We start from the raw sequence: 25,815 nt of genomic DNA on the forward strand, positions 1-25,815 counted from the left end.
GCTCAGGCCTTCGTGCCGAAAAGCCGCAGACGGCTCACGCCGCCATCGGGGTGGATCGCGAAGCGCACATGGGTCACCGGCCCGATTGCCTGCACCGCATCGCCGGTGAAGCTGTGGACATGGTCCATCTGCAGCTTGGTGCGCGGCAGAACGGGTTTCCAGGCTTCGCTGTCGCGGATCTGTTCGTCGCTGAAATCGCCGACATGATCCGGCAGATAGGCACCCATCAGCTCGCAGGTGTCGGGAAAGTTGCCCTTGAAATGGGCGGTATCGACGACGATCCGGTCGATCGTGCCGGCGTGGCCGAGCTTCAGGATCGTCCAGTCGTGACCGGGTCCGCGACGGCGCGCCGTTTCCCAGCCATCGCCCATGTTGATGCCACGGCCGGGTCCAAGCATCCGTTCCGGCGAACCGTAGTGGGCGTCCGACCAGGCGAGCGCCCGGGCACCATGGAAGATATAGGCGAGATCGACCTCTGCAGACGCATCGACCCGATCCCAGTCGAAATGGGCGGCACCGAAGACGCGCAGGCGTGCAACGCCGCCATCGGGATAGATGTGCAGACGCAGGTGCGTCCACACATCGGCGCGCTTGGCCTGATCGTCGATCTCGACATAATGATGCTGTGACGGACCGAGCGCCGTCTTCGACAGGATCTCGACCCACTCGGTCGCCTCGTCCGGATCGCCGCCCTCGACATAGGCTGCCTCGATGCTGGCGTGCGGCGGGTAGTTGCCGGTGAAGAAGCTCGTATCGACGTCGAACCCGAAGACGCGGCCGGGCATCGCGAGCCGGATGATTGCCCAGTCATGGCCAGGCACGCGCTTGCGCCGCGACTCCCAGCCGTCCATCCACTTGCCGTTGTCGTCGTATTCGCCGGGCAGGAAGACCGCCGGCTCATCCTTCAGCATGCGCGACAGCGGCGCGAAGAACTCGTCGGACGTGGAAAGCCCGATCGCCCCAAGCCGCTCGGAGGCCAGGTTGATGGTGCCGCGGACGAAATCAGGAATGTCCTCGTTGCGTTCGAGGACGGCATGCTCGTTCGTCATTCAACTCTCCGGATGCATGGATTTGAGCCTGAGCAGTGCGATCTTCTCCACCTCGTTGCAGGCGGTCGCAAACTCGTGCGGCTTGGTGTTCTTGATGCGCTTCTCGAAAGCCCGCAGGATGTCGTCCTTGCCGAGCCCCTTGACCGCGATGATGAAGGGGAAGCCGAATTCGCGCTGATAGCGATCGTTGAGTTCGGTGAAGCGCGCATGTTCTTCAGGCAAAAGCCGATCGAGGCCTGCGCCAGCCTGCTCGGATTTCGAAGCCTCGGTGAGACCGCCCGAGATCGCGAGCTTGCCTGCGAGATCCGGATGGGCCTTCAGGACGTCCAGCCGCTCCTGCGTGCTCGCCGCGCGGAACGCCTGGCACAACGCCAGATGAACGGTCGAGACCGTCAGCGCCTGGTCGGGCGCAAGACGCCGATATCCACGCTCGGCAACGAAGGGCGAATGTTCGAAGATCCCGCCGTAGCGCTCGACGAATGCGTCCTTGTCGATCATCGCGGCTGCCTCTTGTGGTGCGCGTGCCAATGGCGCGCGATATCGATGCGGCGCGCGACCCAGACCTTATCGTGGCCCGCGACATAGTCGAGGAACCGCGCAAGGGCCGCCGCCCGCCCCGGGCGGCCGACGAGACGGCAGTGGAGACCGATGGACATCATCTTGGCCGCACCCTGCCCGCCTTCCTCATGAAGAACGTCGAAGCTGTCCTTGAGATAGGTGAAGAACTGCTCGCCCGTGTTGAACCCTTGCGGCGTCGCGAAGCGCATGTCGTTGGCGTCGAGCGTATAGGGCACGATCAGATGGTCGCCATTCGCTCCATCGACCCAATAGGGCAGATCGTCCGCGTAGGAATCGGAGGAATAGACGAAGCCGCCCTCCTCCATCGCCAGTTGCGTCGAATGGATCGACGATCGGCCCGTATACCAGCCGAGTGGCCGTTCGCCCGTCACAGCCGTGTGGATGCGGATCGCTTCGTCGCGGTGCCGGCGCTCTTCGTCGAGCGTGAAATCCTTGTAGTCGATCCATTTGAGGCCGTGGGATGCGATCTCCCAATCGGCTTCCTTCATGCCCGCTACCGCTTCCGGATTGCGCTGCAGCGCGGTGGCGACACCGTAGACGGTGACGGGCATCCGCCGCTCGAAGAACATGCGCCAAAGCCGCCAGAAGCCCGCACGCGAGCCGTATTCGTAGATCGATTCCATGTTCATGTGGCGCTGGCCGGGCCAGGCCTGCGCGCCGACGATTTCCGAGAGGAACGCTTCCGACGCGGCATCGCCATGGATGATCGCGTTCTCGCCGCCTTCCTCGTAGTTGACGACGAACTGCACGGCGATGCGCGCGCCGTCGGGCCAGCGCGGATCGGGCGTCGTCCGGCCATAGCCGATCATGTCTCTGGGATAAGGTTCGGTGGTCATCTTGAGATTCTTCATTCTTTGGGCGGACGTTATCACCCGCAGCGTTGATTGCCAGCGTGCTCGCCGCGCCGTTCAACGCTTTATCCGCGCCGTCTTGGCAAGATGATAATCGATCGAGAAGCTCTCCGGCAATTCGACCGGCCGACCGAGCAGCCGGTCCAGCGCCGCCTTGGCCATGGCGTGGGCAATGCCGAGCGTGATCTTGAAGCCGCCCGTCGCGATCACCGTCTTCGTGTCACCCGGCACGAGATCGACGAGCGGATCACGACCGATCGCCCGCGGGCGAAGCCCGGCCCAGCGTTCGATCACCGGCGCATCGGCAAGCCGCGGACACAGCGCGTGCGCCCGATCGAGCAGACCATCGAGTTGGGCATCGGTCGAAAACGGCGCGTCGAAGCTGTTCTCGCTGGTACTGCCGATCGCGACCGAACCATCCGCATGGGGAACGATGTAGACGCCATCGTCGAAAATGAGCGGCTGGCCGGGATCGCAGCGGGCATCGAGAAGCGCCGCCTGGCCTTTGACGGGCATGCCGAGTTCCGCCGGAAGCGGAAAAAGCGCCGATAGCAGTGGAAAGCTTTCATGACCGGCCGTGACGGCCAGCCGGTCGGCCATCACTACAGCGCCGCTTGCGAGCTCAGCTTTGCTCGCCTGCCAATGCCGCAGGCCATCATGCTCGATCATCGATACGTTCGGCCGCGCTTCCAGGCTTGTTCGCAGGGCCGCGCAGAGGCGTCGCGGATCGAGCCTTGCGCTCAGATCGTCGAAGACGACGCCGGCCGGAGCGGCATCCGGCACCAGCCATTCGTTCTCAGTCGCGGACGAATGGACCGTCCAGTGAAAATTGCGGCCGTCCCCCTGCCAGTTTCGGGCGGCATCGTCCTCCCGTTCGCGCGCCCGCTCAAGCTGGCGCTGATCGCCAAGCGGCATGAGCCGGCCGATGCGCCCGTAGCCGGTGGAAAGTCCTGTCTCCGTTTCGAGACAGGCAATCGCCGGCTCCAGCGACAAAAGCGCTTCGAACTGAAATTGCTTTTTGCCGTTCCAGCGCTCCGGTGCATGGGGCATCAGCGCGCCGAGAATGCCGCCGCTGGCACCCGCACCGATCGCGCCGGCATCCACGAGAACCACCGACAGGCCTTGGTCGCTGGCAAGGCGCGCCATCCACAGCCCGACGACACCGCCGCCTGCGATCAGAAGATCGCATCGCTGATCGCTGCCGGAAGCTGACCGTGCCCGTTGCATCAGCGCTTTAATTGGCGCTACGCACGTCGCGGAGAGAGCGCGGCATGGAAGCGGATCGATGGGTGAAGAACGTGAAGACGAGATCGTGTGGCATGAGGGCGATATGCCTTTTTCCACCCGCTTTGGCGATCATTTTTACTCGCGCGAGAACGGCCTTGCCGAGACCCGTCACGTCTTCCCCGGCGGCAACCGGCTTCAAGCGCGATGGCAGGGTGCGGACGATTTCAAAATAGCTGAACTCGGCTTCGGCACGGGTCTCAACATGCTGACGACATGGCAGGCCTGGAAAGCCTCACGCCGCGAGGGTCAGCATCTGACCTTCACCTCTTTCGAGAAATTTCCCCTGGACGGCGAAACGCTGGGGCGCGCCCTTGCGAATTGGCCGGAGCTTACAGTTGAGGTTGCGGCCCTCCTCGCAGCTTGGCCAAATCCGAAACCGCTGAAGGATCTCGTCGTCGATCTCGACGATGGCTTTCAACTGCAGCTCATGATCGGCGATGCCGCAGACCGGCTTGGCAAGTGGAACGGCACGGTCGATGCCTGGTATCTCGACGGCTTCGCGCCGGCCCGCAATCCCGACATGTGGTCGACGGACCTTCTCGCCCAGGTGTTTGAGAAGACGAGACCGGGCGGTACGTTTGCGACCTACGCCGCGGCCGGCTGGGTGCGGCGCAATCTTCAGGTGGCGGGGTTCACCGTCGAGCGGCTCCCCGGTCACGGCATGAAGCGCGAGATGCTCGCAGGCACGCGGCCGGCGTGAAGCGCAATCTCAGCCGGTCGCCTTCGCGTCGTCCTTGAGCCACTCGCCGATCTTGCGTTCCAGCATGTCGGGGCTGATCGGCTTGGAGATGTAATCGTCCATGCCGACCTGCAGGCAGGCTTCGCGATCGCCTTTGAGGGCATGGGCGGTGACGCCGATGATGGGCACATGGCCGCGGCTCTGCCGCTCGCGCGCACGGATTGCCTGCGTCGCCTGATGGCCGTTCATCACGGGCATCGACACGTCCATAAGGATCAGCCGCGGAACGGCGCGATCGAATTCGGCGACCGCCAGCGCCCCATTGCCGACGATGCGGTAGACCACGCCGAGTTCGTCGAGAATCTGACTGAAGACGATTTGGTTGACCTCGTTGTCTTCCGCAACCAGCACGTCGAGCCGGGTCGCCTGCTCTTCCAGGCGCCGGCCCGACGACTGCGCTTTGGCCGCGATCTGGCGGTCGACATGGCCGTCATTCTCTTCGTCGTCGAAAGCAAGCGCAGCCCCGATTCCGGCAACCGATTCGGCGAGGCCATCATTGTCGATCCAAAGATCGAGCGACAGCGCCCCGGACTGCGACGTGAACGCCGGCGCAATCGTCTCGGGTCTAACCTCGTCGGGTACTGCTGGCTGCTCTTGCACCGCATGCACCGGCAACCGCAGTTCAGGCGCCGGAGCGCTCGGTCTCGAGCGTGCCAGGGCTTCACCGAGCGTGGCCGCCAAATGTGCCTCGCGCGCGGGCTTCGTCAGCACGGACACGAGGCCAAGCCGCTGGATGTCGGAGCGCCTCGGATCGACGTCGACCGAGGTGAGGAGAATGATCGGCGTATCCATGAGCGCAGGATCGAGGCGCACTGCCGCCGCCATCTCCAGCCCGGTCATGCCCGGCATGTGATGGTCGAGAATGACGCAGTCGACGGCAACGTTCATCTCGGCTGCGGCTTTGAGCACCTGAAGCCCTTCGGCTCCGCTGACAGCCGCACAGCCATCGCACTGCCAGTCCTGCAATTGCGCGCTCAGGATATCGCGGTTCACCTGGTTGTCGTCGATCACCAATACGCGCGCACCGACGAGCGACGCCGGCGGCGGCGCAGGCGCCTGCGCCGTCTCGGCGATCGGCAACGCAAGGCACACGCGGAAGGTCGAACCGCGGCCTTCTTCGCTTTCCAGCGAGATCGTGCCGTCCATCAGTTCGATGATACGGGTCGTGATCGCGAGACCGAGACCGGTGCCCTCGTGTCGGCGGGTCGACGATCCGTCGACCTGGCTGAACTTCTCGAAGATCTTGTCGCGCTTGTCCGCCGGGATGCCGAGCCCCGTGTCCTCAATGGTCAACACCAGTTCGGCTTTATCGTCGAGATTGCCGCCCGCGAGCGAGATCAGGACGTGTCCCTCTTCGGTGAACTTGATGGCGTTGGAAAGCAGGTTCATCACGATCTGACGGAAGCGACCCGAATCCCCAACCAGCATGGCCGGCACGGCCGCATCGACGCGCACCACGAGCTCGAGGTCCTTCTCGGCCGCGGCCTTTGCCAGCAGGCCGGCGACGTCTTCCACCGCATCCCGCGCATTGAACGGGGCTTGCTCGAGCGAGATCGCGCCCGCTTCGATCTTGGAGAAATCGAGGATGTCGTTGATGATCGTCAGCAGCGCGTTGCCCGATTTCATGACGATGTCGCAATAGGTGCGCTGGCGCGTATCGAGTTCGGTCTTCGACAGAAGCTCCGCCATGCCGAGCACGCCGTTCATGGGCGTGCGGATTTCGTGACTCATATTGGCGAGGAATTCAGACTTCGCTCGGTCAGAGGCTTCGGCCTTGACGACCAGCTGATGCAGCTCCGCTTCGCGTGCTTTCAGCTCCGAGATGTCGGAATAGGTGACGACGGTAAGCCCGCCAGCCGTAGGCTTTCCGTCGATGCGGAGCCAGCGACCGTCGCGGCCCTTTCGTTCCATCTGGTGGAACTGCCCTTCGCGGGCGCTTTCCAGAATATAGGCTTTCGCCTTCTCCGCCTCCTCCCCGTCCCCATAGTCTCCGCGCTTGGCGCAATAATGGATCAAGTTTTTCCATGGCTTGCCTGGTCCGACGAGGTCGCGCGGAACGTCCAGGAATTCGTAGAAGCGGTCGTTCGTGAAGAGAATCTGGTCCGCGTCATAGATCAGCAGGCCCTGCGCCATGGCCTCGGCTGCGTCGTCAAGCAGGCGGACCGTTTCCTGAAGCTTGGCGTTGATCGCTTCGGCGCGTTCCCGGTGCCTACGCACTTCGCTGATGTCGTAGTAGCCGATCATGCGGCGGCCGTTCGACAGCGGCGTGACCGAGTACATCAAGGCGACCCCGTCCTGCCGCTTGAACTCCCTCGGCGCGACGGCTCCCTGCCTGATTTCGGTGGTTCTGGAAACGACGTAACCTTCCCAGTCGGCGTCGACGACGTCGTAGATTCCGTTGCCGCGATTGAGGTCCATAAGCTTGCGGAACGGATGGCCCAGCAGCAGGATCGGCTCCAGGCGCCAGATGTCGAAGAAGCGCCCGTTGATCAGTTCGATCGTCAGGTTCTGGTCGACCACGACGACCGCCATCGGCATCGCCTCGATGACCTGTCGAAGATCGTCCATTTCCCCGGACTGATCCGCCACGGGAACCGACGCCGACCCGACATCCTGAAGCAGCGCGAGCGGTTCTATCCTCGGGTCATGACCAACGACGAACAGCGACCCGTCCGTGCACTTGATCCGAGACAGGGTCAGCACGCGCCTCACCCCATCCGGGCACACCATCGACAGACGTTGAACTTTGCCGAATACGAGGCAACGACGCTCGGCCTCGTCACGCTCGCGGTCATAGCCGTCTTCGCCGAAAGCCGGATCGCTGCTTGGCATCTCGGACATGCGCAATGCAGTGAGAAACGACTGACTGGCACCGCGATAGCGCATCTGGCCGTCCTTGACGTAGATCAGCGGACTGATCTGCGCCACGTGCGCGATGCCGCGCTCGATAACGTCCCTATCGAGATCACCTTCAGCAGACCCCACGCACAACCCCCGCAATTGCCGGCCACAATCGAGCCGGCCGCGCCAACAACCCAAGGGTGAGAATGCCGTGGCGCGCTGAACAAAGCGTTAACCATAGAACCCGACGGCATCAGTGGAACGTTTGGAAACGCACGCGTCATTTTTTGGCCTGTTTGCGACACGGCAGGCCGCATTCCGCATGGCGCGCGCGCCCTCCTTCTGCAACATTATGTTCCGAATTGATAAAAATCGTGTCCGTCGGTTGCCAGGATGGAATAGAGGCGTTAGGTTCCGCGCCAACTACTCCCCTATAGCCTCCGCCAGGCCGCGTCCTGCTGATCTGCACTTCGCATCACTGCGCATTATTCGAGGTTTCATCCACTTGTATTGAAATCCCTCTTGGGAAAAGCTTTAACGGACGGTATGGCGAACAAAGTAGAAGCGAAAAATATCTTCAAGATATTTGGAAACGAGCCCGAACGGGTCTTCGAAATGGTGAGCAAGGGCAATAGCAAGGCGGACATACACGCCGAAACGGGCCACACGATCGGCGTCAATGACGCGAGCTTCGAGGTCGCCGAGGGCGAAGTCTTCGTGGTGATGGGCCTCTCTGGTTCCGGGAAATCCACCCTGGTGCGGATGATCAACGGATTGATCCCACCGACGCGCGGCCAGATGATGATCGACGGCGTCGACGTGGCGTCGTGCTCGGCCGAGACCCTGCGCAAGGTACGGCGCGAAAAGGTCGCGATGGTCTTCCAGCACTTCGCCCTGTTCCCCCACAAAACCGTCATCGACAATGTCGCCTATGGCCTGAAGGTGAAGGGTCTGCCCGCTGCCGAAAGGCGCGAACGATCGTTGAAGGCGCTGGCCCAAGTTGGCCTGGAGACCTACGCAGACAGCTATCCGGAAGAGCTTTCCGGCGGCATGCAGCAGCGAGTCGGTCTGGCGCGCGGCCTGGCGACCGAGCCCGAGATCCTTTTGATGGACGAGCCCTTCGGTGCGCTCGATCCTCTCATTCGCCGCGATATGCAGTTGGAACTTTTGGAACTGCAGCGCAGCCTGAAGAAGACGATCATCTTCATCACGCACGATCTGAACGAAGCGCTGATCCTGGGCGACAAGATCGCCATCATGAAGGATGGCAGCTTCGTGCAGGTGGGCACTGCGGAGGAGATCGTGGGCGAACCGGCCGACGAATACGTGCGCGCCTTCACCCAGGACATCGACCGCTCGCGTGTTTTCGAGGTCGCCGCCATCGCCCGCCCGCCGCTTTCCATCGAAATCAGCGCCGCCGTCTCGGATGCGCTGGCGCGCATGGAAGCCGAAAGCGTGGACGCGCTTTTCGTCACGGAAAATGGCACACTGCGCGGACAGGTCTTCTATCGCGGCCTTTCTGGAACGGCAGACACAGGCGTGCTGGCACAGCATCTCGACGCTGATTTCGCGACGGTGACGCCCGATGCGCACCTGCACGAGCTTTACGGCAAGGCAGCAGCTGGCCTGCCAATTGCAGTCGTGGATGAAACGGGCGCCTTTATCGGCATCGTCGAGCCGGGCGACATCTTCCAGCAGCTGGTGCGCGGTGAAGAGCATGAGACTGCGCCAACACGCGCTGCAACTGCCTGAGATGGCTCAACCGCGCACAAGACAGTGGGAGGCTTGAAGCATGTTCAGCCCATCCGACCTTTTTGAAATTCCTTTCGGCGACTGGGTCGATTCCGCCGTCAAGGACTGGCTCGTTCCCAATTTCCGGCCGTTCTTCCGCTCCCTCCAGGCGCCGATTTCCTTCGTTCTCGATGGGTTGGACGGATTTTTGAATGCGATGCCGATGCTCGTGTTCACGGCGATCCTCGCCTTCATCGCCTGGCGTACGGCGGGCCGTGGCGTCGCAATCTTCACGGCGCTGGCGCTCGTCTTCCTCGACCTGATCGGGGTGTGGGGCCAGACGATGACGACGCTTGCCATGATCGTGACGGCCGTCTTTTTCTGCGCCGTCATCGGTGTGCCTGTCGGCATTCTCGCAGCCCGCAGCGACCGGTTCCTGGCGATCATGCGGCCGATCCTCGATGTAATGCAGACCATCCCGCCCTTCGTCTATCTCGTTCCGATCGTCATGCTGTTCGGCGTCGGCACGGTGCCCGGCGTCATTGCGACGATCATCTTCGCACTGCCGCCAATCGTGCGGCTGACCAATCTCGGCATTCGCGGCGTAAGGGCCGATCTTGTCGAAGCGGCCTATGCGTTCGGCTCCACGCCGTCTCAGGTTCTGTGGGAAGTGCAGCTTCCGCTCGCCATGCGCACGATCATGGCCGGCCTCAACCAAACCCTGATGATGGCGCTGTCCATGGCGGTCATCGCCGCGCTGATCGGCGCCGGTGGTCTTGGTCTCACCGTCAACACGGGCCTCGGCCGGCTGGACGTCGGAACCGCGATGGAAGGCGGCATCGGCATCGTCATTCTCGCGATCATCCTCGACCGGATCACGCAATCCTTCGCCGAGCGCAAGGCCGTCGCCACACCGTCGCTCGCAGAGACATTCCGCGGCTTCTTCAAGCCGTCACGGATCGCGGCACGCGCGACAAACGAAAAGCCCGCCTGACCGCCAAGAAAATCGGCCGCCTCTTGCGGGCGGCACGAAAACCCTCCGCTTCGGCACCGCGGCGGAGACCGACAAAACCCAAAGGGAGAACAAAGATGACAGCTTTCGGACGCCTATCCCGCCTCTCCGCCGGTGTTGCGGCGGCAGCCCTCTGCTTCGCAGCGGCAACGACCGTAGCAGGCGCTCAGGACGCGCAGCCCGGCGAAGGTGTGACCATCAACATGGCACAGCCGACCTGGGACACGGGCTATTTCTACACTCAGATCTACAAGCAGATGCTCGAGGAGCTTGGCTACGAGGTCGCAGGCCCAAGCGCGCTCGACAACCCGATCTTTTACCAGTCGGTCGCCCAGGGCGACATGGACCTCTGGGTCGACGGCTGGTTCCCGCTGCACAACACCTACGAGGAAACATTTGCAGAAGGCGCCGAGAAGGTCGGCGTGGTTGCCGCCGGTGGTGCGCTTGAAGGCTACCTGATCGACAAGGCCACTGCCGACGAGCACGGCATCGACAATCTGGAAGACTTCAAGGATCCGGAAATAGCCGCGCTTTTCGACCGCGATGGCGACGGCAAGGCCGATCTCGTCGCCTGCCCGCCCGGCTGGGGCTGCGAAGTCGGCATCGAGCATCACCTTGACGCCTACGGCCTGCGCGATACCGTCAACCCGGTGAAGGCCGGCTACAATGCCTCCATGGCCGATGCTGTTGCAGCCTACGAGGCCGGCGAGCCGATCTTCTTCTACACATGGACGCCGAACTGGACCGTGAACGTGCTGACGCCAGGCGAAGATGTCGTCTGGATCGAAGTGCCGGAGATCGATCTGCCGGAGTCCACCAAGGGTCTTGAAGATGCGGCCACCATGGCCGGCGTCGAAGGCTGCGTGAACGATCCATGCCAGCTCGGCTTCCCGGCAAACGATCTCGTTCCGGTCGCAAACTCCGAGTTCCTGGAAGAGAACCCGTCCGTGCGCGCCCTGCTGGAAGCGGCATCCGTGCCGCTGGATGACGTCTTCGCGCAGAACGCCAAGATGTACGAAGGCGAAAACAGCGAAGAAGATGTCGCCCGCCACGCCTCCGAGTGGATCGAGGAAAACCGTGCCGAAGTCGACGAGTGGCTGACTGCTGCACGAGACGCGGCTTCCTAATCTGAAAACTCTCTAAACAAGCGAGTGAACGGGCCCTCCGGGGCCCGTTTTCATAGGTATGGGCTGCAATCGCAAAGAATCTGCGGCATTTGTGCAGTGGTCCGCTTCTCTCGCGGCCTTCCATTGCGAATTGCCCGATGCTAGAGGCACCGCCATCGACGTCCCGGAAGAGGGACGCATCCGCGACGAGAAGCGGCCCAAGGCCGCCCACAGGGAACGATGTCAGCGATCATCGAAGTTAAAAGCGTGAGCAAGCGCTTCGGCGGCTTCCACGCAGTCAACGACTGCACGCTCTCGGTCGAAAAAGGCTCCGTTACGGGCCTGATCGGTCCGAACGGTGCTGGCAAATCGACGCTGTTCAACATGGTGGCCGGCACGCTGGAACCGACGAGCGGCACGATCCTGTTCGACGGCGAAGACGTAACCGGCCTGCCCTCGCACGCGCTCTACAAACGGCGTCTGCTGCGCACCTTCCAGATCGCGCACGAATTCTCCAACATGACGGTTCTGGAAAACCTCATGATGGTGCCGGACAACCAGGCTGGCGAAGGCCTGATCGGCGCCTGGTTCATGCCCGGCCGCGTCAGCCGCGAGGAAGAAGCGATCCGCCACAAAGCCGAGGAAGTGCTGGACTTCCTGAAGATCACCCATGTGAAGACCGAACTTGCCGGCAATCTTTCGGGAGGCCAGAAGAAGCTTCTGGAACTCGGCCGAACGATGATGACCGACGCCAAGGTCGTGCTGCTCGACGAGATCGCCGCCGGCGTCAACCGCACGCTTTTGAACGACCTCGCGTCCAATATCGAACGGCTGAACCGCGAACTCGGCTACACCTTCTTCGTCATCGAGCACGACATGGACCTGATCGCCCGGCTCTGCGACCCGGTTATCGTCATGGCGGCTGGCTCGGTGATGACGCAAGGGCACATCTCCGACATCCAGAAAGACCCGCGCGTAATCGAAGCCTATTTCGGCGGCTCGCCGACGGGCAATGCGACCGTCGCCCACGCCAACCAGGTGGTGGAGGCGCGTCCGTGAGCCTGCTCGAAATCCGCAATCTTCATGCCGGCTACGGCCAGATGACGATCCTCAAGGGGATCGACATGACGCTCGATGCCGGCGAAATCGGCGTGATCGTCGGCCCGAACGGGGCGGGCAAGTCGACCACGCTGAAGGCGATCTTCGGCATGCTGAACATCACCGAAGGATCGATCCATTTCGATGGGCACGACATCACCGGCATCAGCCCGGAAAAGCTCGCCGCCCACAAGATCGCGATGGTGCCGCAGGAGCACAACGTTTTCGGCACGCTGACGGTGCACGAGAACCTCGAGATGGGCGCCTATACGCGACGCGACGACTATTCCCGCGTGCTTGACGAGGTCTACGAGATCTTCCCGCCGCTGAAGGAAAAGCGCCGGCAGGCAGCGGGCGAGTTGTCTGGAGGCCAGCGCCAGATGGTCGCCTTCGGCCGCGCGCTGATGATAGAGCCGAAACTGATCCTGCTCGACGAGCCGACGGCCGGTCTTTCGCCCATGTACATGTCGGAGATCTTCGACCGCGTGATTGCCATCAACAAGCTCGGCGTGACGGTCGCCATGGTCGAGCAGAACGCCAAGCAGGCGCTCGCCATCGCCCACAAGGGCTTCGTGCTGGCTAACGGCCAGAATTCCTACACCGACACCGGCCGGGCGCTTCTCGATAATCCGGAAGTCGCCAAAAGCTTCCTCGGGGGATGATCGACACCAATGAATGAGCTGGTCTTCTTCATCAACAAGGGCATCATCGCCGGTGCCATCATCGGATCGATCTACGCGCTCGGCGCGATCGGCGTTACGCTGATCTTCGGCATCCTGCGCTTCGCCCATTTTGCCCATGGGGACATGATGACGCTCGGCGCCTTCATCGCCTATGTGCTTGCCGCCGCACTGGCCGCAGCAGGCTTCGCAGGTCCCCTGCCCATCGCCATGATGGTGCTGCCGATCGTTATGATCCTCACCGCCGGCATATCGATCGGGATCGACCGAACGTTCTACCAGCCGCTGCGCCGATCAGGTGCAAAAGGCATCGTGCTCGTCATGGCCTCGATCGGCGTAACACTTATGCTGCAGGGCCTCATCCGCCTTTTTGCCGGCCCCAGTTCGCGCGAGCTCTATTTCAACGAGCCGAAGGATATCTTCCGCATCGAAGTACCCGGCGCCAACCAGATGATCACCGTGACGGAGCCGCAACTGGCGCTTTTCGTCGTGACGTTGATCTCGGTGGTCGTGCTGCATTACTTCCTGTCGCGATCGCGCCTCGGCAAGGCGATGCGGGCCGTCTCCGACAACCCGTCGCTGGCGCAGGTCACCGGTATTTCCATCGAAACCGTGGTGCGTGCCACCTGGATCATCGGTGGCGGGCTGGCGGCATTGGCCGGAACGATGCTCGCACTTGACGTCTCGCTGAAGCCGGATCTTTCCTTCAACATCCTGTTGCCGATCTTCGCCGCGACGATCGTTGGCGGCATCGGCCAGCCCTATGGCGCAATCGCAGGCGGCTTCGTCGTCGGATATGCCGAGACGCTCGCCGTCTTCAATTGGTCCGTGCTGCTGCGCCCGATCGCGCGCTGGACCGACAACGCCTTCGAGGTGCCAGCCTCTCTCGCCATCGTGCCCACCGACTACAAGCTGATGGTGCCCTTCGTCCTCCTGATCCTCATTCTGATCTACCGGCCGACCGGCATCTTCAAGGGACGGGTGCTGTGATGACCGATAACCGTCGCGATCTCCTGCTCTTCGCCGGCCTCGGCGTTCTCTTCGCCATCATCTTCGTCACGCAGGGCACCGCCTATTCGCTGCGCGTGACGGTTGAAGCGCTCTGCTATGCGATGATCGCTTTCGGCCTTTCGCTGCAATGGGGCACGGCCGGGCTCTTCAATGTCGGCATCATGGGCTTCATCGCCGCCGGCGCCTTCGCCTCGCTCTTCGTGACCTTCCCGGTCAACCAGGCCTTCTGGGATTCCGAGGGACCGGCCATGCTGGGCGACGTGCTCGTGAAGGTGCTGATCGGCGCGGCCGCCGTCTTTGCCGTGTCGCGCGCGGGCAAGATCGGACTGCCGAAGCCGCTCGTGACCTTCCTGACGCTGGTGACGCTTGCCGTCGCCTACCTGGTCGTCTCGGCGAGCCTCGATCCTGCCGCGCGCTATATCGAGCAGGAAGCCGGCTTCGTCGGCGGTCTCGGTCTGCCGGTCTATTTCGGCTGGGCCGCAGCCGGCGTGGTTGCCGGTGCCATCGCATGGGTCGTCGGCAAGATCTGCCTCGGCCTTCGTTCCGACTATCTCGCGATCGCCACGCTCGGCATCGCGCAGATCATCAAGACCTTCCTCAAGAACGCCGACTGGCTGACCCGCGGCACGCAAACCGTGTCGCCTCTGCCCTGGCCGGTGCCGGGTGCAGCCGAAGTCGGCTTCACCGCCGCGCGCGCCAGCTACCTCGTCCTGACGGCAGTCATGCTCGTCATCGTCTACATGCTGCTGCAGCGCGTCTACCACGCGCCTTGGGGCCGCATGATGCGCGCGATCCGCGACAATGAAGACGCGGCCTCCGCCATGGGCAAGGACGTGACCAAGCGCCGGCTCGAGATCTTCGTCTTCGGCTGCGTCCTGATGGGCATCGGCGGCGCGACGCTCATCCATTTCAACACGATCTTCGATCCGAACGGCTTCGTGGACCTCAACCACACCTTCCTGATCTGGGTGATGGTGATCCTCGGCGGACCCGGCAACAATCGCGGTGCGATTTTCGGCGCGCTGCTCGTCTACGTGATCTGGACGATGTCGGAGCCCGTGACGCTCGTCATCTTCGACTATATCCGCACGATCGGGCGCGATCTGTTCGGCTGGCAGGCCCCTGCCGACCTGAACAGCCGGGCGCTCGCCATGCGTGTCTTCGTCATCGGCCTGACGATCACCATGGTACTGCGCTTCGCACCGAAGGGCGTCATCCCCGAACGTCTGTCGCGCAAGGCCTAGGCCAAGCACGACTCAAACAGCCTCACGCAACTCCCGCCACGCGGCCTCGACGATGGCCGCGGGCTTCGGCCGGCTGAAGAGATAGCCTTGGCCGTAATGGCAACCATGGGCGAGCAACGTCTCCGCCTGGGTGCTCGTCTCCACACCTTCCGCCACGACCTTCTTTCCGAGCCGCCGTGCCAGGGTCAACACCGCCTCGACGATCGCCATGTCGGCGGGTGACGTCAGCATTGAGCGGATGAAGGACATGTCGAGCTTGATGATGTCGAACTCGAGCTGTCGCAAATGGACGAGTGAAGCGTAACCCGTGCCAAAATCATCGAAAGCGATCTTGATGCCGTGGTCGGACAGGCGCTTGAGGCCCGAGGCGACAGATGTGGCGCCGGTGGACAGAAGCACGCCTTCCGTCACCTCGACCTGGATGTCGCCGGGCGCAAGACCGGCCGTCTCCATGCCCGAAATCAGCCGATCGACGAAACCGTGGCCAATGAACTGGCTCGACGAGACGTTGATCGCGATATCGCCGAACGCGAAGCCGTCCGCCCGCCATCTGGCTGCCTGGCGGACGGCCTCGTCCATGACGAAGTCACCGATGCGCCGCGACATTTCCCCGTCTTCCAGCACGGCGAGATATTCGCCGGGCGCGGCATGGCGACCATCGGGCTGGCGCCAACGCAGCAGCGCTTCGAAGCCGCTGAGCGACCGGTCGGCAAGCTCGATCTTAGGCTGGTAGTAAAGGCAGAAATCGCCATTCTCCAGAGCCGTTCGAGCGCTGTTGATGATGTTGAAGCGCTGCAGAGCGACGGCGTGGAGGTCGGAGGAATAGACCGCCAGGCAGTTGCGACCCGCAGCCTTCGCCTTGTAGACCGCGAGATCGGCCGACTGCACCAGGTCCATCGCATCCGGCTCTGCCCCGCGCTCGGCAAAGGCGAGCCCGATCGACGCAGAGACCTGGAACGTCAGTCCCTTCCAGGTGATCGGCTCCTGGATGATCTGGCGCAGTCCCTCAAGCCGCGCATAAAGCGCCTCGATCTGGCAGTCCTCCGCGATAACGACCGTGAACTCGTCTCCGCCCGGCCGCACAAGCAACCATTCCTTGCTGCAATGCCGGCGCAGTCGCGCGGCGATCGCCTTTAGACAGGCATCGCCTGCCATGTGCCCATAACTGTCGTTGATGGCCTTGAAACCATCCAGATCGAGGATCGCGACGCCAGTCGTCACATGCTGGTTGGCGCGCAGGAACGTATTGGCGTGGCGCAGGAAGTAGTTTCGATTGAAAAGGCCGGTCAGAGAGTCCCGATTGGCGATGTGATCGAGACGGCTGAGCAGGCGCTTCTGCCGCGTGATGTCCTGCATCATGCCGAAACGGCGCACGGGCCGACCGTTCGCGTCATACTCGAAATCGACCCGCAGCCGCACCCAACGCCGACGACCCTTGGCCGTTTTCAGCGCGGTCTCGAATTCCAGCGTTTGATGAGCCAGCATCGCTTCGCGGATTGCCTTGAGATACCGCTTAAGCTCCCGCTTGGAATAGAAGCGGTTCATATGGACGAACTCGCTGACGGGCCCGATCTGCGCATCCTCGTCGAGATCATGGATGCGTTTCAGCATGCCGCTCCATTCGGCCTGACCTGTCACCAGATCGTGGTCGAACGCTCCCATTTCACCGAGAGCACAGGCTTCGTCGAGCATGCGGTTCTGCAACGTCAGCGCATGCGATTGTTCTTCGATTGTCCGGGCGGATTGAGCGAGCGACACCGAAAGGCGGGCCACGCGCACCGTGTCGCGATGCTGTCGGAGCAAAGTGGTTGCAACCGTGGCAAGCCGCTCCAACTGGGTCGCTTCGCGTGGAGACAATTGGCGAGGCTTGGTGTCCACGATGCACAATGTGCCAAGAACGATTCCAGGGTCGATCTCCAACGGGAAACCCGCATAGAAGCGCAAACCGGGGTGCTCGTGGACGAGCGGATTGCCGTCAAACCTCGCGTCGATGCTCAGGTTCTCCACGACGACTGGCCGACCTTCCGCAAGTGCGACGTTACACAGGGAATGCATCCTGGGCGTGGCGGAATCTTCGAAGCCGGATCGGGAAATATTCCACTGGAAGTCGTGGTCGACGATCGTCACCACCGCACCGTCGACCTCGAAAATCTCGCGAGCAAAGCTGGTGATCGCGTCGAGATCTTGAAATTCGGGCTTGTTGGATAGGTTGAGCGAGCGAACGGCCTCTAGCCGTTCTATTTCACCCTTGCCAACCGAACAAATCGTCATGGCTCACCCCACATGCTGTCCCTAACAGCTAGCGAATTGGCCGTTTCCAAAGTGTTACGGGTGCATGCCTACAAATTAGAATATTCGGAAACCTGTGACGTCGCCTGATAACGAAGAAGGGAGCCTGCAGTATGCACTACAGGCTCCCTTCGAAGCGAAACGTTACGTTAGCGAGGCGAGACTCAGGTCGCCGGGCCGACGACGACGAACTCGCCGTTCTCGACCGTCATCTCGTCGAACACGCCGGGCACGTCGCCAGCGTCGTCGAACTCGTGGCTGCCGGAAGCGCCTTCATAGTTGATGTCCTGACCGGCTTCGATCAGCTCAACCGCCTTCTCCCACTCGCCCGGCAGAATGACTTCGCCCGGCTCCGTCGAGATTTCGCGCAATGCTTCGTTGAGGCCTTCCATCTCTCCGCCGTTCTTCTGCAGAGCGAGGGCGAGAAGGAATGCCGCGTCATAGGACTGTGCGGCGAAGGTCGCGCTCGGGTCGAAACCCGCTTCCTCTGCTGCAGCATCGTAAGCGGCGCGGCCCGGCAGTTCCGGAGAGCCCGGACGGGTCGCGATCATGCCATCGGCGCTGGAACCGATGAGTTCGCCGAGACGGTTGCCGACCATGCCGTCACCACCGACGAACTGCGAGAAGTCGCCGCCTTCGACGGCCTGGCGAATGAGTGTGCCGCCCGAACCGTCGACATAAGCAAGCACGACGAGTGCCTCGGCGCCCATGGACGACAGCGAACCGATTTCGGCGCGATAGTCGGCCTTGCCGTCTTCATGCGCTTCGGAGGCGAGCACCTGGCCACCGGCAGCTTCGAAAGCAGCGCCGAAGGCATCGGCAAAGCCAGTGCCGTAGTCGTTGTTCACGTAGGACACGGCAACGCTCGTGATGCCCTTGCTGAACACGAGGTTGGCGAGAACTTCACCCTGGAACGCGTCTGAAGGCGCGGTACGGAAGACGAGGTCGTTGTCTTCGAGCGTGGTCAGCGACGGCGCGGTGGACGCCGGCGAGATCATGACGACGCCGCCTGGAACGGCCGCGTTGTTGGCTGCGGCAACAGTTGCACCCGAGCACATCGCACCGACGATCGCCTTGACGCTTTCGACGTTGACGAGACGGTCGGCGGCATCCGATGCACGCGTCGCGTCGACGCAACCGTCGTCGCCGATGACCAGCGAAGCCTGGCTCTCATCACCGAAGAAACCGCCCTGCTCGTTGATCTGGGCGATGGCCAATTCCGCACCTGCCACGATCGGCGGCATCAGGCTTTCGATCGGTCCGGTCATGCCGCCGATGAAGCCGATCTTGAAATCCTCCGCCAAGGCTGCCGTCGTCAGGCTCGCTACAGCCACGCCGGTGGCGAGCGCCGTCTTGAATGCTGGCAACATGTAGTCACTCTCCCTGAAATCTGTCGGAGCGCATCGTTCGTGCGTCCGTCCTGTCTTTGACTGTCCTTTCAGGCGTCTCTGCCCAAAAGTTGGCCGATCATAGCGATTGGCGTGCATCTGGAAAGGAGGGGTCGAGAATTTCGACTGGGGCTTCTCGCCAGAGCGCTGATCACCTCCCCCGTCTTGACTTTTGTCGAGGAAAAGACGACATGCGGTTCAGCTTTCCCTTTAGGCCGCCAGCGTGAGCGCGCCATTTCGGGTTTTAACGATCCGATCAACAAGGTTTCATAAAGCGGCAGTTCCCAAGAACGACGAATCCAATTCGTCGCCCTGGCGCTGAAGAAAGCATTCCCAATCCAAGTTCCCATTTCACGCGGGGTTCTTGAAGTCGACACCCGGACCGAAAAGGTTCCGCGTGCGGCTGCCCACGCCTGAAAGGCATGTACTTTGAACGATTTCGCTTCGCTTGGACTTTCCAAGCAAACACTTGCGCCGCTCGTTGCCCTCGGTTTCACCCAGCCGACGCCGATCCAGGCACAAGCCATCCCACTCGTCCTGAAGGGCCACGATCTGATCGGCCTCGCTCAGACGGGCACCGGCAAGACGGCCGCTTTCGGCCTTCCGCTCATCGAAGGTCTGCTCTCCGACGGCAAGAAGCCGGAGCCGCGCGCCACGCGTGCCCTGATTCTTGCTCCGACGCGTGAACTGGTCAACCAGATCGCCGCCAATCTGAAGGCGTTCGTCAAGAACACCCCGCTCAAGATCGGCATCGTCGTCGGTGGCGTTTCGATCAACGGCCAGATGCGCATGCTCGACCGCGGGCTCGACATTCTGGTGTCCACGCCCGGCCGACTGCTCGATCTCGTGGACCGCAAGGCGCTGAGCCTGCACCAGGTGCACCGCCTCATCCTCGACGAGGCCGACCAGATGCTTGATCTCGGCTTCATTCACGATCTGCGCAAGATCGTGAAGCTCGTGCCCAAGAAGCGCCAGACGCTGCTGTTCTCGGCAACGATGCCGAAGATGATCGCGGATCTCGCCGACAGCTACCTCACCGACCCGATGCGCGTCGAAGTCTCGCCTCCCGGCAAGGCTGCCGACAAGGTCGAGCAGAGCGTGCATTTCGTCACCGACAAGTCCGCAAAGACCGGCCTTCTGATCGAGTGCCTGCGCGCCAACCCCGATGGCCTTGCACTGGTCTTCGGCCGCACGAAGCACGGCTCTGAGAAGCTGATGAAGCAGCTCGTCGCTGCCGGTTTCTCGGCCGCCTCAATCCATGGCAACAAGAGCCAGAACCAGCGCGAGCGCGCCTTGAAGGAATTCAAGGACGGCAAGGTTCGGGTACTGGTGGCAACCGACGTCGCAGCACGCGGCATCGACATCACCGGCGTCAGCCACGTCTACAATTTCGAGCTGCCGGAAGTTCCGGACGCTTACGTGCACCGGATCGGTCGTACGGCACGTGCCGGCCGCGATGGCCTGGCCGTCGCGTTCTGTGCTCCGGACGAAATTCGTTTGCTGCGCGACATCGAGAAGCTCATGGGCATCTCGATCGCGGTCGCAGGCGGTGTCGCACCGGCTGACCACGCTCGCCCCGCCCGCGGTGGCGGCAAAGGCCCCGGTCGCGGCAATGGCGGCGGACGCGGCAACGGCCAGCGCCCCGAGCGTACCGGCAACAGCGAGCGCCCGAGCGGCCGTTCGCATCGCCGTATCGGCAAGGGCAAGCGCGAAGGTGCATCCCAGGGCGGCCAGCGCCGCAGCGCCTGATCGTTCTCTTCAATGACAATGAAGGCCGTCGCTGAACAAGCGGCGGCCTTTTTCTTTGCCCGCTCGGCTCAGGTGGGCAGCACGGCTTTCGGCTTGCGGTTCGTCAAATAGACGCCGAGCACGACGACCAAGGTACCGACGATCATCGGCAGCGTCAGTTCTTCGCCGAAATAGAGGAAGGCCTGGATCGCGACCGTGGGCGGAACGAGGTAGATGAGCGACGCCGCCCGCGATACCTGCCCACGCCGGATGAGATAGAGCAGCAGCGCAACGGCCAGCAGCGACAGCCCGAACACCGACCAGGCAAGCGCGACGAACACCTCGAAGTTCCAGACGATCCGCATGTCTTCCAGCAGCAACACGAATGGGGCGGTCACGACGAACGCGCCCAAATATTGCAGCGTCGCGATGGTGCGCAGGTCGCCGGTCTGAAGATAGCGCTTCTGGTAGAGCGTGCCGGCCGTAACCGCGATCATGGCGACGACATTGACGATGAGCGGCACCGTCGCGGCGGCGATCTGTTCCGGTTCGAGCGCCATCAAATTCGGCACGATGGCGATCATGAGACCGATGAGCCCGAGACCGATGCCGAGCTTCTGGCCGCCCGACAGGCGCTCGCCCACGACGAAGGGCGCGACGGTGGCCGTGAGCAGAGGCTGGAGTGCGGCAATGAGCCCCGAAAGTGCTGTCGGCACGCCGTGGGCGATCGCCCACCAGACGCCGCCGAGATATATCGCGTGCAGAAGCACGCCCGAAAAAGTGGCATGCCACCACTGCGCCCGGGTCTGCGGCCATTCGGCACGCACGATCATGCAGAACACGACGAATACTGCGGCGGCGGACACGTAGCGCAAGCACAGAAAGAACAGCGGATCCGCGTGCGGTGCGGCATAACGCGCCACGATCCAACCCGTGGACCAGAGCAGCACGAATAGCGCGGGGGCGATGCGTTCGATTGTCATGGGGAGAGCGGCTCGCAGGCGGAAATTCGCGTCGACCGTTACGCGCGCTGGCGCAACCTGTCAAAGCATGATCAAAGCTTGTGCAACCACGCCTCAGCTTAAGGCATTGTTTTGCCTCTGCTCGCAGCCGCTTGCAAAGCCTCCCGCTTTGCTCTTTCATGACTGAAAAGAGGGAGCTTTGATTTGCCGTTCGACGAAATGCTCGATGCAGACGACCGGCCCCGCGGGCCCTATTCGGAGTATATGTCCTGGTACGGCGAGCAGGACCACGCCAGACTCCTGACGAAGTCGCGTGATGCCGAGGCCATCTTCCGCAAGACCGGCATCACCTTCGCCGTCTACGGCAAGGAAGAAGCCGCTGAGCGCATCATCCCCTTCGATATCGTACCCCGGGTGATCTCCGGCCGCGAATGGCGCAGGCTCGCCCAAGGGATCGAGCAACGTGTCGCGGCACTCAACGCGTTTCTCGACGACATCTATCACAAACAGGAAATCATCCGCGCCGGCCGCGTGCCGCGTCATCTGATCGAGCGCAACGTTGCCTTCCTTCCGGAAATGATCGGCATGCGGCCGCCGGGCGGCGTCTACACGCACATCATCGGCACCGACATCGTGCGCACCGGTGAAGACGAATTCTACGTTCTCGAGGACAACGCCCGCACGCCTTCCGGCGTCTCCTACATGCTGGAGAACCGGGAAACGATGATGCAGATGTTCCCGGAATTGTTTCACCGGGTGCGCGTTCGGCCGGTCGAAAACTATCCGATGCTGCTGCGCCAGAGCCTCGAGGCATCGGCGCCCCCTGGCTGCACGGACAAGCCGCGCGTCGCCGTGCTGACGCCCGGGATCTACAACTCGGCCTATTATGAACACGCGTTCCTTGCCGACCAAATGGGCGTTGAACTGGTAGAAGGTCCCGACCTGAGGGTCATTGGCGGTCGCGTCGCCATGCGCACCACCCAAGGCTACAAGCCCATCGACGTGCTCTATCGCCGCGTCGATGATGATTTTCTCGATCCCCTCACCTTCCGGCCGGAATCGGCACTCGGCGTGGCCGGGATCATGGACGTCTACCGCGCGGGCAACATCACCATCGCCAATGCGCCCGGCACAGGAATAGCCGACGACAAGGCGATCTATTCCTACATGCCGGAAATCGTCGAGTTCTATACGGGCCGCAAGCCGCTTCTCGAGAACGTACCGACCTATCGATGCTCTGAACCGGACACGCTGAAATACGTGCTGGAGAACCTCGGAGAACTGGTCGTCAAGGAGGTTCACGGCTCCGGCGGCTACGGCATGCTCGTCGGCCCGACGTCGTCCAAAAAGGAAATCAGCGCATTCGCCGCCAAGCTCAAGTCGCGGCCGGGCAACTATATTGCTCAGCCGACCCTATCGCTCTCCACCGTCCCGATCCTCGTCAAGAAGGGCGTCGCGCCGCGTCACGTGGACCTGCGGCCGTTCGTGCTCGTTGCACCAAACCGCATCCAGATCATTCCGGGCGGTCTGACGCGCGTCGCATTGAAGGCCGGTTCGCTCGTCGTCAACTCCAGCCAAGGCGGAGGCACCAAGGACACCTGGGTGTTGGAGGATTGATGCGATGATGCTCGGACGCACAGCCAACGGCCTTTTCTGGATGTTCCGCTACATAGAGCGGGCAGAAAACACCGCCCGCCTGATCGATGCCGGGGTGCGCATGTCGCTCACCGCCGCGAAAGGCTCCGACGATGAATGGACGTCGGTGCTGAAGAGCGCCGGCGTCGAGGCGAATTTCCTGCAGCACTATGGCTCGGTGACAGGCGCGGATGCCATCGATTTCATGCTGCGCGACGAGCGCAACTCGTCCAGCGTGCTTTCGGTCATCCACGAAGCCCGGTCGAACGCACGCATGGTTCGCACCGCCCTGACCCGTGAGGCCTGGGAAAGCACCAACGAGTGCTGGATCGACCTGACATCTCGGCTCTCGCGCCGCGTTCGCGATGCGGATCTGCCGAGTGTACTGGACCTCATCAAGCAACGGACGGGCCTGATCCGCGGCGCCTTCCACGGAACGATGCTGCGCAACGAGATCTTCAACTTCTCGCGCATCGGCACCTTCATCGAGCGCGCCGACAACACGGCTCGCATCCTCGACGTCAAATACTATCTGCTGCTTCCGGCGGTGACCTATGTCGGTTCATCGCTGGACAACGTGCAGTGGGTGTCGATCCTGCGGTCGGTCTCGGCGCATCGTTCGTATGGCTGGGTCTACGAATCCGATCTCAATCCCACGAACATCGCGGACTTCCTCATCCTGAACGGGCGCATGCCGCGCTCGCTCGCCTACTGCCATGAGAAGATCACCAACAATCTCGGCTATCTGGAAACGGAATATGGCATCCGGCATGGAGCGCACGACACTGCGCTTGAAATACTGGAAACCCTGCAGAACCGTGATATTCGGGCCATCATCGACGGCGGACTGCACCAGTTTCTGGAAGACTTCATCCGACGCAACAGCCGTCTCGGCCAAGAGATCGCGGAAGCCTACAGGTTCTATTGATCATGCAAATCCGGGTCAGCCACTCGACCGAATACAATTACAACATCCCCATCTACTACGCGCTTCAGCGGCTGCGACTGACACCGCGGTCCGGACGCGGGCAGACGGTGATCAATTGGCAGACCGACATCGAAGGTGCGCGGGTCGAAGTGACCTATGACGACCATTTCGGCAATCTGACGCAGCTCCTGTCGGCCGAAGGCGATCCCCACATGATCCGGATCGTCGCGCATGGCGAGGTGGTGACGGAAGACGTGAACGGCGTCTCCGGCCCGCATGTGGGCTATGCGCCGCTTTGGCTCTACCTGCGCGACACCCACCTGACCCGCGCCGGCAAGCCCATCCGCGATCTGGCCCGCTCGATCCCGGGCAAGGAACCGCTGGAGCGGCTTCATGGGCTGATGGCGACGATCAGCGACAAGGTGGCCTACGAGATTGGAACCACCGACGCCCAGACGACCGCAGAGGAAGCGCTCGAGAACGGCAGCGGCGTTTGTCAGGACCATAGCCACATCTTCCTGAGCGCTGCCCGCTATCTCGATTTTCCGTCGCGCTACGTGTCAGGCTATTTGCTGATGGACGACCGCACCGAGCAGGTGGCGACGCATGCCTGGGCCGAAGCCTTCGTCGAAGGTCTCGGTTGGGTCGGCTTCGATGCTGCGAACGGCATCTCGCCGGACGAGCGCTATATCCGCATCGCGACCGGTCTCGATTTCGTCGACGTCTCTCCGGTTTCCGGTATCCGCCATGGAAATTCCACCGAAACGCTTGCCGTGGCGATAACGGTGGAGCAGTAATTCGGCTCGCGAAATTCGGATACATCTGAGTCGCGCCGAGGCGCGTAAAGGGTGACGAAGACGGTCGGGGGTGGCCGGTAATCTGATGGCGGGGTGACGTAAGCGATGACCTACTGTGTTGGTCTTCGGCTCAAGCGCGGGTTGATGTTCATGTCCGACACCCGGACCAATGCGGGGGTCGACAATGTCTCTTCGTTCAAAAAAATGTACACCTGGGAGCGCAGGGGCGACCGGCTGATCACGTTGCTGTCGGCTGGCAATCTCGCCACGACGCAGACCGTCGTCAGCATGCTCGAAGAGCGGCACAAGACAGCCGGCGAACGCGAGCCTGATATCTACGAAGTACCGTCCATGTTCCAGGCGGCAAAGCTCGTCGGAGACACGGTGCGTTCCGTGATCCGCGAAATTGCCGTGGGCGGGGGTTTCAAGAGCGAATCCAGCTTCGGCGCGACGTTCATCCTCGGCGGCCAGATCGCGGGCGGTGAAAGCCGGATGTATTTGATCTATCCCGAAGGCAATTTCATCGAGGCGACGGACGACAATCCGTTCTTCCAGATCGGCGAGCACAAATACGGCAAGCCGATCCTGGTGCGCGCCTACGACCCCGACATGAGCTTCGAGGAAGCGGCAAAGCTTCTCATCGTTTCGTTCGACTCGACTCTCAAGTCGAACCTGTCCGTCGGACTGCCGCTGGACATCCAGACCTACGACACCGGCTCCCTGCACCGTGGCGCGCAGAAGCGGCTGATGGCTTCGGACCCCTACTATCAGGCAATTTCAGATGGTTGGTCGGAAGCGCTGCGAGAAGCCTTTCAGCGCCTTCCGAACTATCAGGGCTTGAGCAGCACGGACTGAAGCCG

21 protein-coding genes are annotated in these 25,815 nt (G+C 62.3%); 13 read left to right on the forward strand and 8 right to left on the reverse strand.

Features of this window, described 5'->3' with window-relative positions:
- Nucleotides 1-2 precede the first annotated feature (2 nt).
- From alc to GC125_RS13700, 4 genes are all read right to left on the reverse strand, one after another.
- Nucleotides 3-1,049, reverse strand: a complete 1,047-nt coding sequence (gene alc / locus GC125_RS13685) for an allantoicase (protein WP_151986146.1) — start codon at nucleotides 1,047-1,049, stop codon at nucleotides 3-5.
- A complete protein-coding gene (uraD, locus tag GC125_RS13690) occupies nucleotides 1,050-1,547 on the reverse strand; it encodes a 2-oxo-4-hydroxy-4-carboxy-5-ureidoimidazoline decarboxylase (protein ID WP_151986147.1) in 498 nt (165 codons plus the stop codon).
- Complete coding sequence (gene puuE / locus GC125_RS13695) at nucleotides 1,544-2,464, reverse strand: allantoinase PuuE (protein WP_151986148.1); 921 nt, start codon at nucleotides 2,462-2,464, stop codon at nucleotides 1,544-1,546. The genes uraD and puuE overlap by 4 nt, the downstream gene beginning before the upstream one ends.
- Before the next feature lie 72 nt (nucleotides 2,465-2,536).
- Nucleotides 2,537-3,706 (reverse strand): NAD(P)/FAD-dependent oxidoreductase, encoded by a 1,170-nt coding sequence (locus tag GC125_RS13700; RefSeq protein WP_151986149.1) that lies wholly within the window; start codon nucleotides 3,704-3,706, stop codon nucleotides 2,537-2,539.
- Nucleotides 3,707-3,764: 58 nt separating this feature from the next.
- Here GC125_RS13700 and mnmC2 point away from each other — a divergent pair, with 58 nt between their 5' ends.
- Nucleotides 3,765-4,466 carry a tRNA (5-methylaminomethyl-2-thiouridine)(34)-methyltransferase MnmC2 gene (gene mnmC2 / locus GC125_RS13705; protein WP_151986150.1) on the forward strand — a complete coding sequence of 234 codons (702 nt, stop codon included), beginning with the start codon at nucleotides 3,765-3,767 and terminating at the stop codon, nucleotides 4,464-4,466.
- A 9-nt stretch (nucleotides 4,467-4,475) separates the two neighbouring features.
- Here mnmC2 and GC125_RS13710 read toward each other — a convergent pair whose 3' ends face one another.
- Nucleotides 4,476-7,490: a response regulator gene (locus GC125_RS13710; RefSeq protein WP_151986151.1), complete on the reverse strand. Its 3,015-nt coding sequence runs from the start codon at nucleotides 7,488-7,490 to the stop codon at nucleotides 4,476-4,478.
- 402 nt (nucleotides 7,491-7,892) lie between these two features.
- On the opposite strand from GC125_RS13710, the gene GC125_RS13715 reads away from it, so the two are divergent.
- From GC125_RS13715 to GC125_RS13745, 7 genes are all read left to right on the forward strand, one after another.
- Nucleotides 7,893-9,098, forward strand: coding sequence for a quaternary amine ABC transporter ATP-binding protein (locus GC125_RS13715; RefSeq protein WP_151986152.1), 1,206 nt, complete (start codon nucleotides 7,893-7,895; stop codon nucleotides 9,096-9,098).
- 40 nt (nucleotides 9,099-9,138) lie between these two features.
- Nucleotides 9,139-10,071, forward strand: a complete 933-nt coding sequence (locus tag GC125_RS13720) for an ABC transporter permease (protein ID WP_151986153.1) — start codon at nucleotides 9,139-9,141, stop codon at nucleotides 10,069-10,071.
- Nucleotides 10,072-10,166: 95 nt separating this feature from the next.
- On the forward strand, nucleotides 10,167-11,216 hold the full coding sequence (gene proX / locus GC125_RS13725) for a glycine betaine/L-proline ABC transporter substrate-binding protein ProX (RefSeq protein WP_151986154.1): 1,050 nt from the start codon (nucleotides 10,167-10,169) through the stop codon (nucleotides 11,214-11,216).
- Between the two features lie 219 nt (nucleotides 11,217-11,435).
- Nucleotides 11,436-12,254 carry an ABC transporter ATP-binding protein gene (locus tag GC125_RS13730; protein WP_151986155.1) on the forward strand — a complete coding sequence of 273 codons (819 nt, stop codon included), beginning with the start codon at nucleotides 11,436-11,438 and terminating at the stop codon, nucleotides 12,252-12,254.
- Nucleotides 12,251-12,955: an ABC transporter ATP-binding protein gene (locus tag GC125_RS13735; protein WP_151986156.1), complete on the forward strand. Its 705-nt coding sequence runs from the start codon at nucleotides 12,251-12,253 to the stop codon at nucleotides 12,953-12,955. The genes GC125_RS13730 and GC125_RS13735 overlap by 4 nt, the downstream gene beginning before the upstream one ends.
- A gap of 9 nt (nucleotides 12,956-12,964) precedes the next feature.
- Nucleotides 12,965-13,963, forward strand: a complete 999-nt coding sequence (locus tag GC125_RS13740; protein WP_151986157.1) for a branched-chain amino acid ABC transporter permease — start codon at nucleotides 12,965-12,967, stop codon at nucleotides 13,961-13,963.
- A complete protein-coding gene (locus tag GC125_RS13745; protein WP_151986158.1) occupies nucleotides 13,963-15,228 on the forward strand; it encodes a branched-chain amino acid ABC transporter permease in 1,266 nt (421 codons plus the stop codon). The genes GC125_RS13740 and GC125_RS13745 overlap by 1 nt, the downstream gene beginning before the upstream one ends.
- 12 nt (nucleotides 15,229-15,240) lie before the next feature.
- Here the strand turns inward: GC125_RS13745 and GC125_RS13750 are convergent, their stop codons facing one another.
- A complete protein-coding gene (locus GC125_RS13750; RefSeq protein ID WP_151986159.1) occupies nucleotides 15,241-17,499 on the reverse strand; it encodes a putative bifunctional diguanylate cyclase/phosphodiesterase in 2,259 nt (752 codons plus the stop codon).
- A 182-nt stretch (nucleotides 17,500-17,681) separates the two neighbouring features.
- A complete protein-coding gene (locus tag GC125_RS13755; protein ID WP_151986160.1) occupies nucleotides 17,682-18,887 on the reverse strand; it encodes an ABC transporter substrate-binding protein in 1,206 nt (401 codons plus the stop codon).
- 447 nt (nucleotides 18,888-19,334) lie between these two features.
- On the opposite strand from GC125_RS13755, the gene GC125_RS13760 reads away from it, so the two are divergent.
- On the forward strand, nucleotides 19,335-20,654 hold the full coding sequence (locus tag GC125_RS13760) for a DEAD/DEAH box helicase (RefSeq protein ID WP_151986161.1): 1,320 nt from the start codon (nucleotides 19,335-19,337) through the stop codon (nucleotides 20,652-20,654).
- 68 nt (nucleotides 20,655-20,722) lie between these two features.
- Here the strand turns inward: GC125_RS13760 and GC125_RS13765 are convergent, their stop codons facing one another.
- Nucleotides 20,723-21,616: a DMT family transporter gene (locus tag GC125_RS13765; protein ID WP_151986162.1), complete on the reverse strand. Its 894-nt coding sequence runs from the start codon at nucleotides 21,614-21,616 to the stop codon at nucleotides 20,723-20,725.
- 198 nt (nucleotides 21,617-21,814) lie between these two features.
- Here GC125_RS13765 and GC125_RS13770 point away from each other — a divergent pair, with 198 nt between their 5' ends.
- From GC125_RS13770 to GC125_RS13785, 4 genes are all read left to right on the forward strand, one after another.
- Nucleotides 21,815-23,212 (forward strand): circularly permuted type 2 ATP-grasp protein, encoded by a 1,398-nt coding sequence (locus GC125_RS13770; protein WP_199864704.1) that lies wholly within the window; start codon nucleotides 21,815-21,817, stop codon nucleotides 23,210-23,212.
- A gap of 7 nt (nucleotides 23,213-23,219) precedes the next feature.
- Nucleotides 23,220-24,158 carry an alpha-E domain-containing protein gene (locus tag GC125_RS13775; RefSeq protein ID WP_151987917.1) on the forward strand — a complete coding sequence of 313 codons (939 nt, stop codon included), beginning with the start codon at nucleotides 23,220-23,222 and terminating at the stop codon, nucleotides 24,156-24,158.
- Nucleotides 24,159-24,160: 2 nt separating this feature from the next.
- A complete protein-coding gene (locus tag GC125_RS13780) occupies nucleotides 24,161-24,955 on the forward strand; it encodes a transglutaminase family protein (RefSeq protein WP_151986164.1) in 795 nt (264 codons plus the stop codon).
- A 105-nt stretch (nucleotides 24,956-25,060) separates the two neighbouring features.
- Nucleotides 25,061-25,810, forward strand: a complete 750-nt coding sequence (locus GC125_RS13785) for a proteasome-type protease (protein WP_151986165.1) — start codon at nucleotides 25,061-25,063, stop codon at nucleotides 25,808-25,810.
- Nucleotides 25,811-25,815: the final 5 nt, after the last annotated feature.

Origin of the sequence: Rhizobium sp. EC-SD404, from assembly GCF_902498825.1 — a bacterium.
Taxonomy (GTDB): domain Bacteria; phylum Pseudomonadota; class Alphaproteobacteria; order Rhizobiales; family Rhizobiaceae; genus Georhizobium.

What these genes read in the sequence shown, in the direction of transcription:
- GC125_RS13770 (WP_199864704.1), top strand. Translation starts at nt 21,815, where the DNA reads ATGCTCGATGCAGACGACCGGCCCCGCGGGCCCTATTCGGAGTATATG.
- uraD (WP_151986147.1), bottom strand. Translation starts at nt 1,547, where the DNA reads ATGATCGACAAGGACGCATTCGTCGAGCGCTACGGCGGGATCTTCGAA.
- GC125_RS13700 (WP_151986149.1), bottom strand. Translation starts at nt 3,706, where the DNA reads ATGCAACGGGCACGGTCAGCTTCCGGCAGCGATCAGCGATGCGATCTT.
- mnmC2 (WP_151986150.1), top strand. Translation starts at nt 3,765, where the DNA reads ATGGGTGAAGAACGTGAAGACGAGATCGTGTGGCATGAGGGCGATATG.
- GC125_RS13785 (WP_151986165.1), top strand. Translation starts at nt 25,061, where the DNA reads ATGACCTACTGTGTTGGTCTTCGGCTCAAGCGCGGGTTGATGTTCATG.
- GC125_RS13755 (WP_151986160.1), bottom strand. Translation starts at nt 18,887, where the DNA reads ATGTTGCCAGCATTCAAGACGGCGCTCGCCACCGGCGTGGCTGTAGCG.
- GC125_RS13715 (WP_151986152.1), top strand. Translation starts at nt 7,893, where the DNA reads ATGGCGAACAAAGTAGAAGCGAAAAATATCTTCAAGATATTTGGAAAC.
- GC125_RS13750 (WP_151986159.1), bottom strand. Translation starts at nt 17,499, where the DNA reads ATGACGATTTGTTCGGTTGGCAAGGGTGAAATAGAACGGCTAGAGGCC.
- GC125_RS13740 (WP_151986157.1), top strand. Translation starts at nt 12,965, where the DNA reads ATGAATGAGCTGGTCTTCTTCATCAACAAGGGCATCATCGCCGGTGCC.
- alc (WP_151986146.1), bottom strand. Translation starts at nt 1,049, where the DNA reads ATGACGAACGAGCATGCCGTCCTCGAACGCAACGAGGACATTCCTGAT.
- puuE (WP_151986148.1), bottom strand. Translation starts at nt 2,464, where the DNA reads ATGACCACCGAACCTTATCCCAGAGACATGATCGGCTATGGCCGGACG.
- proX (WP_151986154.1), top strand. Translation starts at nt 10,167, where the DNA reads ATGACAGCTTTCGGACGCCTATCCCGCCTCTCCGCCGGTGTTGCGGCG.
- GC125_RS13765 (WP_151986162.1), bottom strand. Translation starts at nt 21,616, where the DNA reads ATGACAATCGAACGCATCGCCCCCGCGCTATTCGTGCTGCTCTGGTCC.
- GC125_RS13720 (WP_151986153.1), top strand. Translation starts at nt 9,139, where the DNA reads ATGTTCAGCCCATCCGACCTTTTTGAAATTCCTTTCGGCGACTGGGTC.
- GC125_RS13745 (WP_151986158.1), top strand. Translation starts at nt 13,963, where the DNA reads ATGACCGATAACCGTCGCGATCTCCTGCTCTTCGCCGGCCTCGGCGTT.
- GC125_RS13780 (WP_151986164.1), top strand. Translation starts at nt 24,161, where the DNA reads ATGCAAATCCGGGTCAGCCACTCGACCGAATACAATTACAACATCCCC.
- GC125_RS13730 (WP_151986155.1), top strand. Translation starts at nt 11,436, where the DNA reads ATGTCAGCGATCATCGAAGTTAAAAGCGTGAGCAAGCGCTTCGGCGGC.
- GC125_RS13775 (WP_151987917.1), top strand. Translation starts at nt 23,220, where the DNA reads ATGCTCGGACGCACAGCCAACGGCCTTTTCTGGATGTTCCGCTACATA.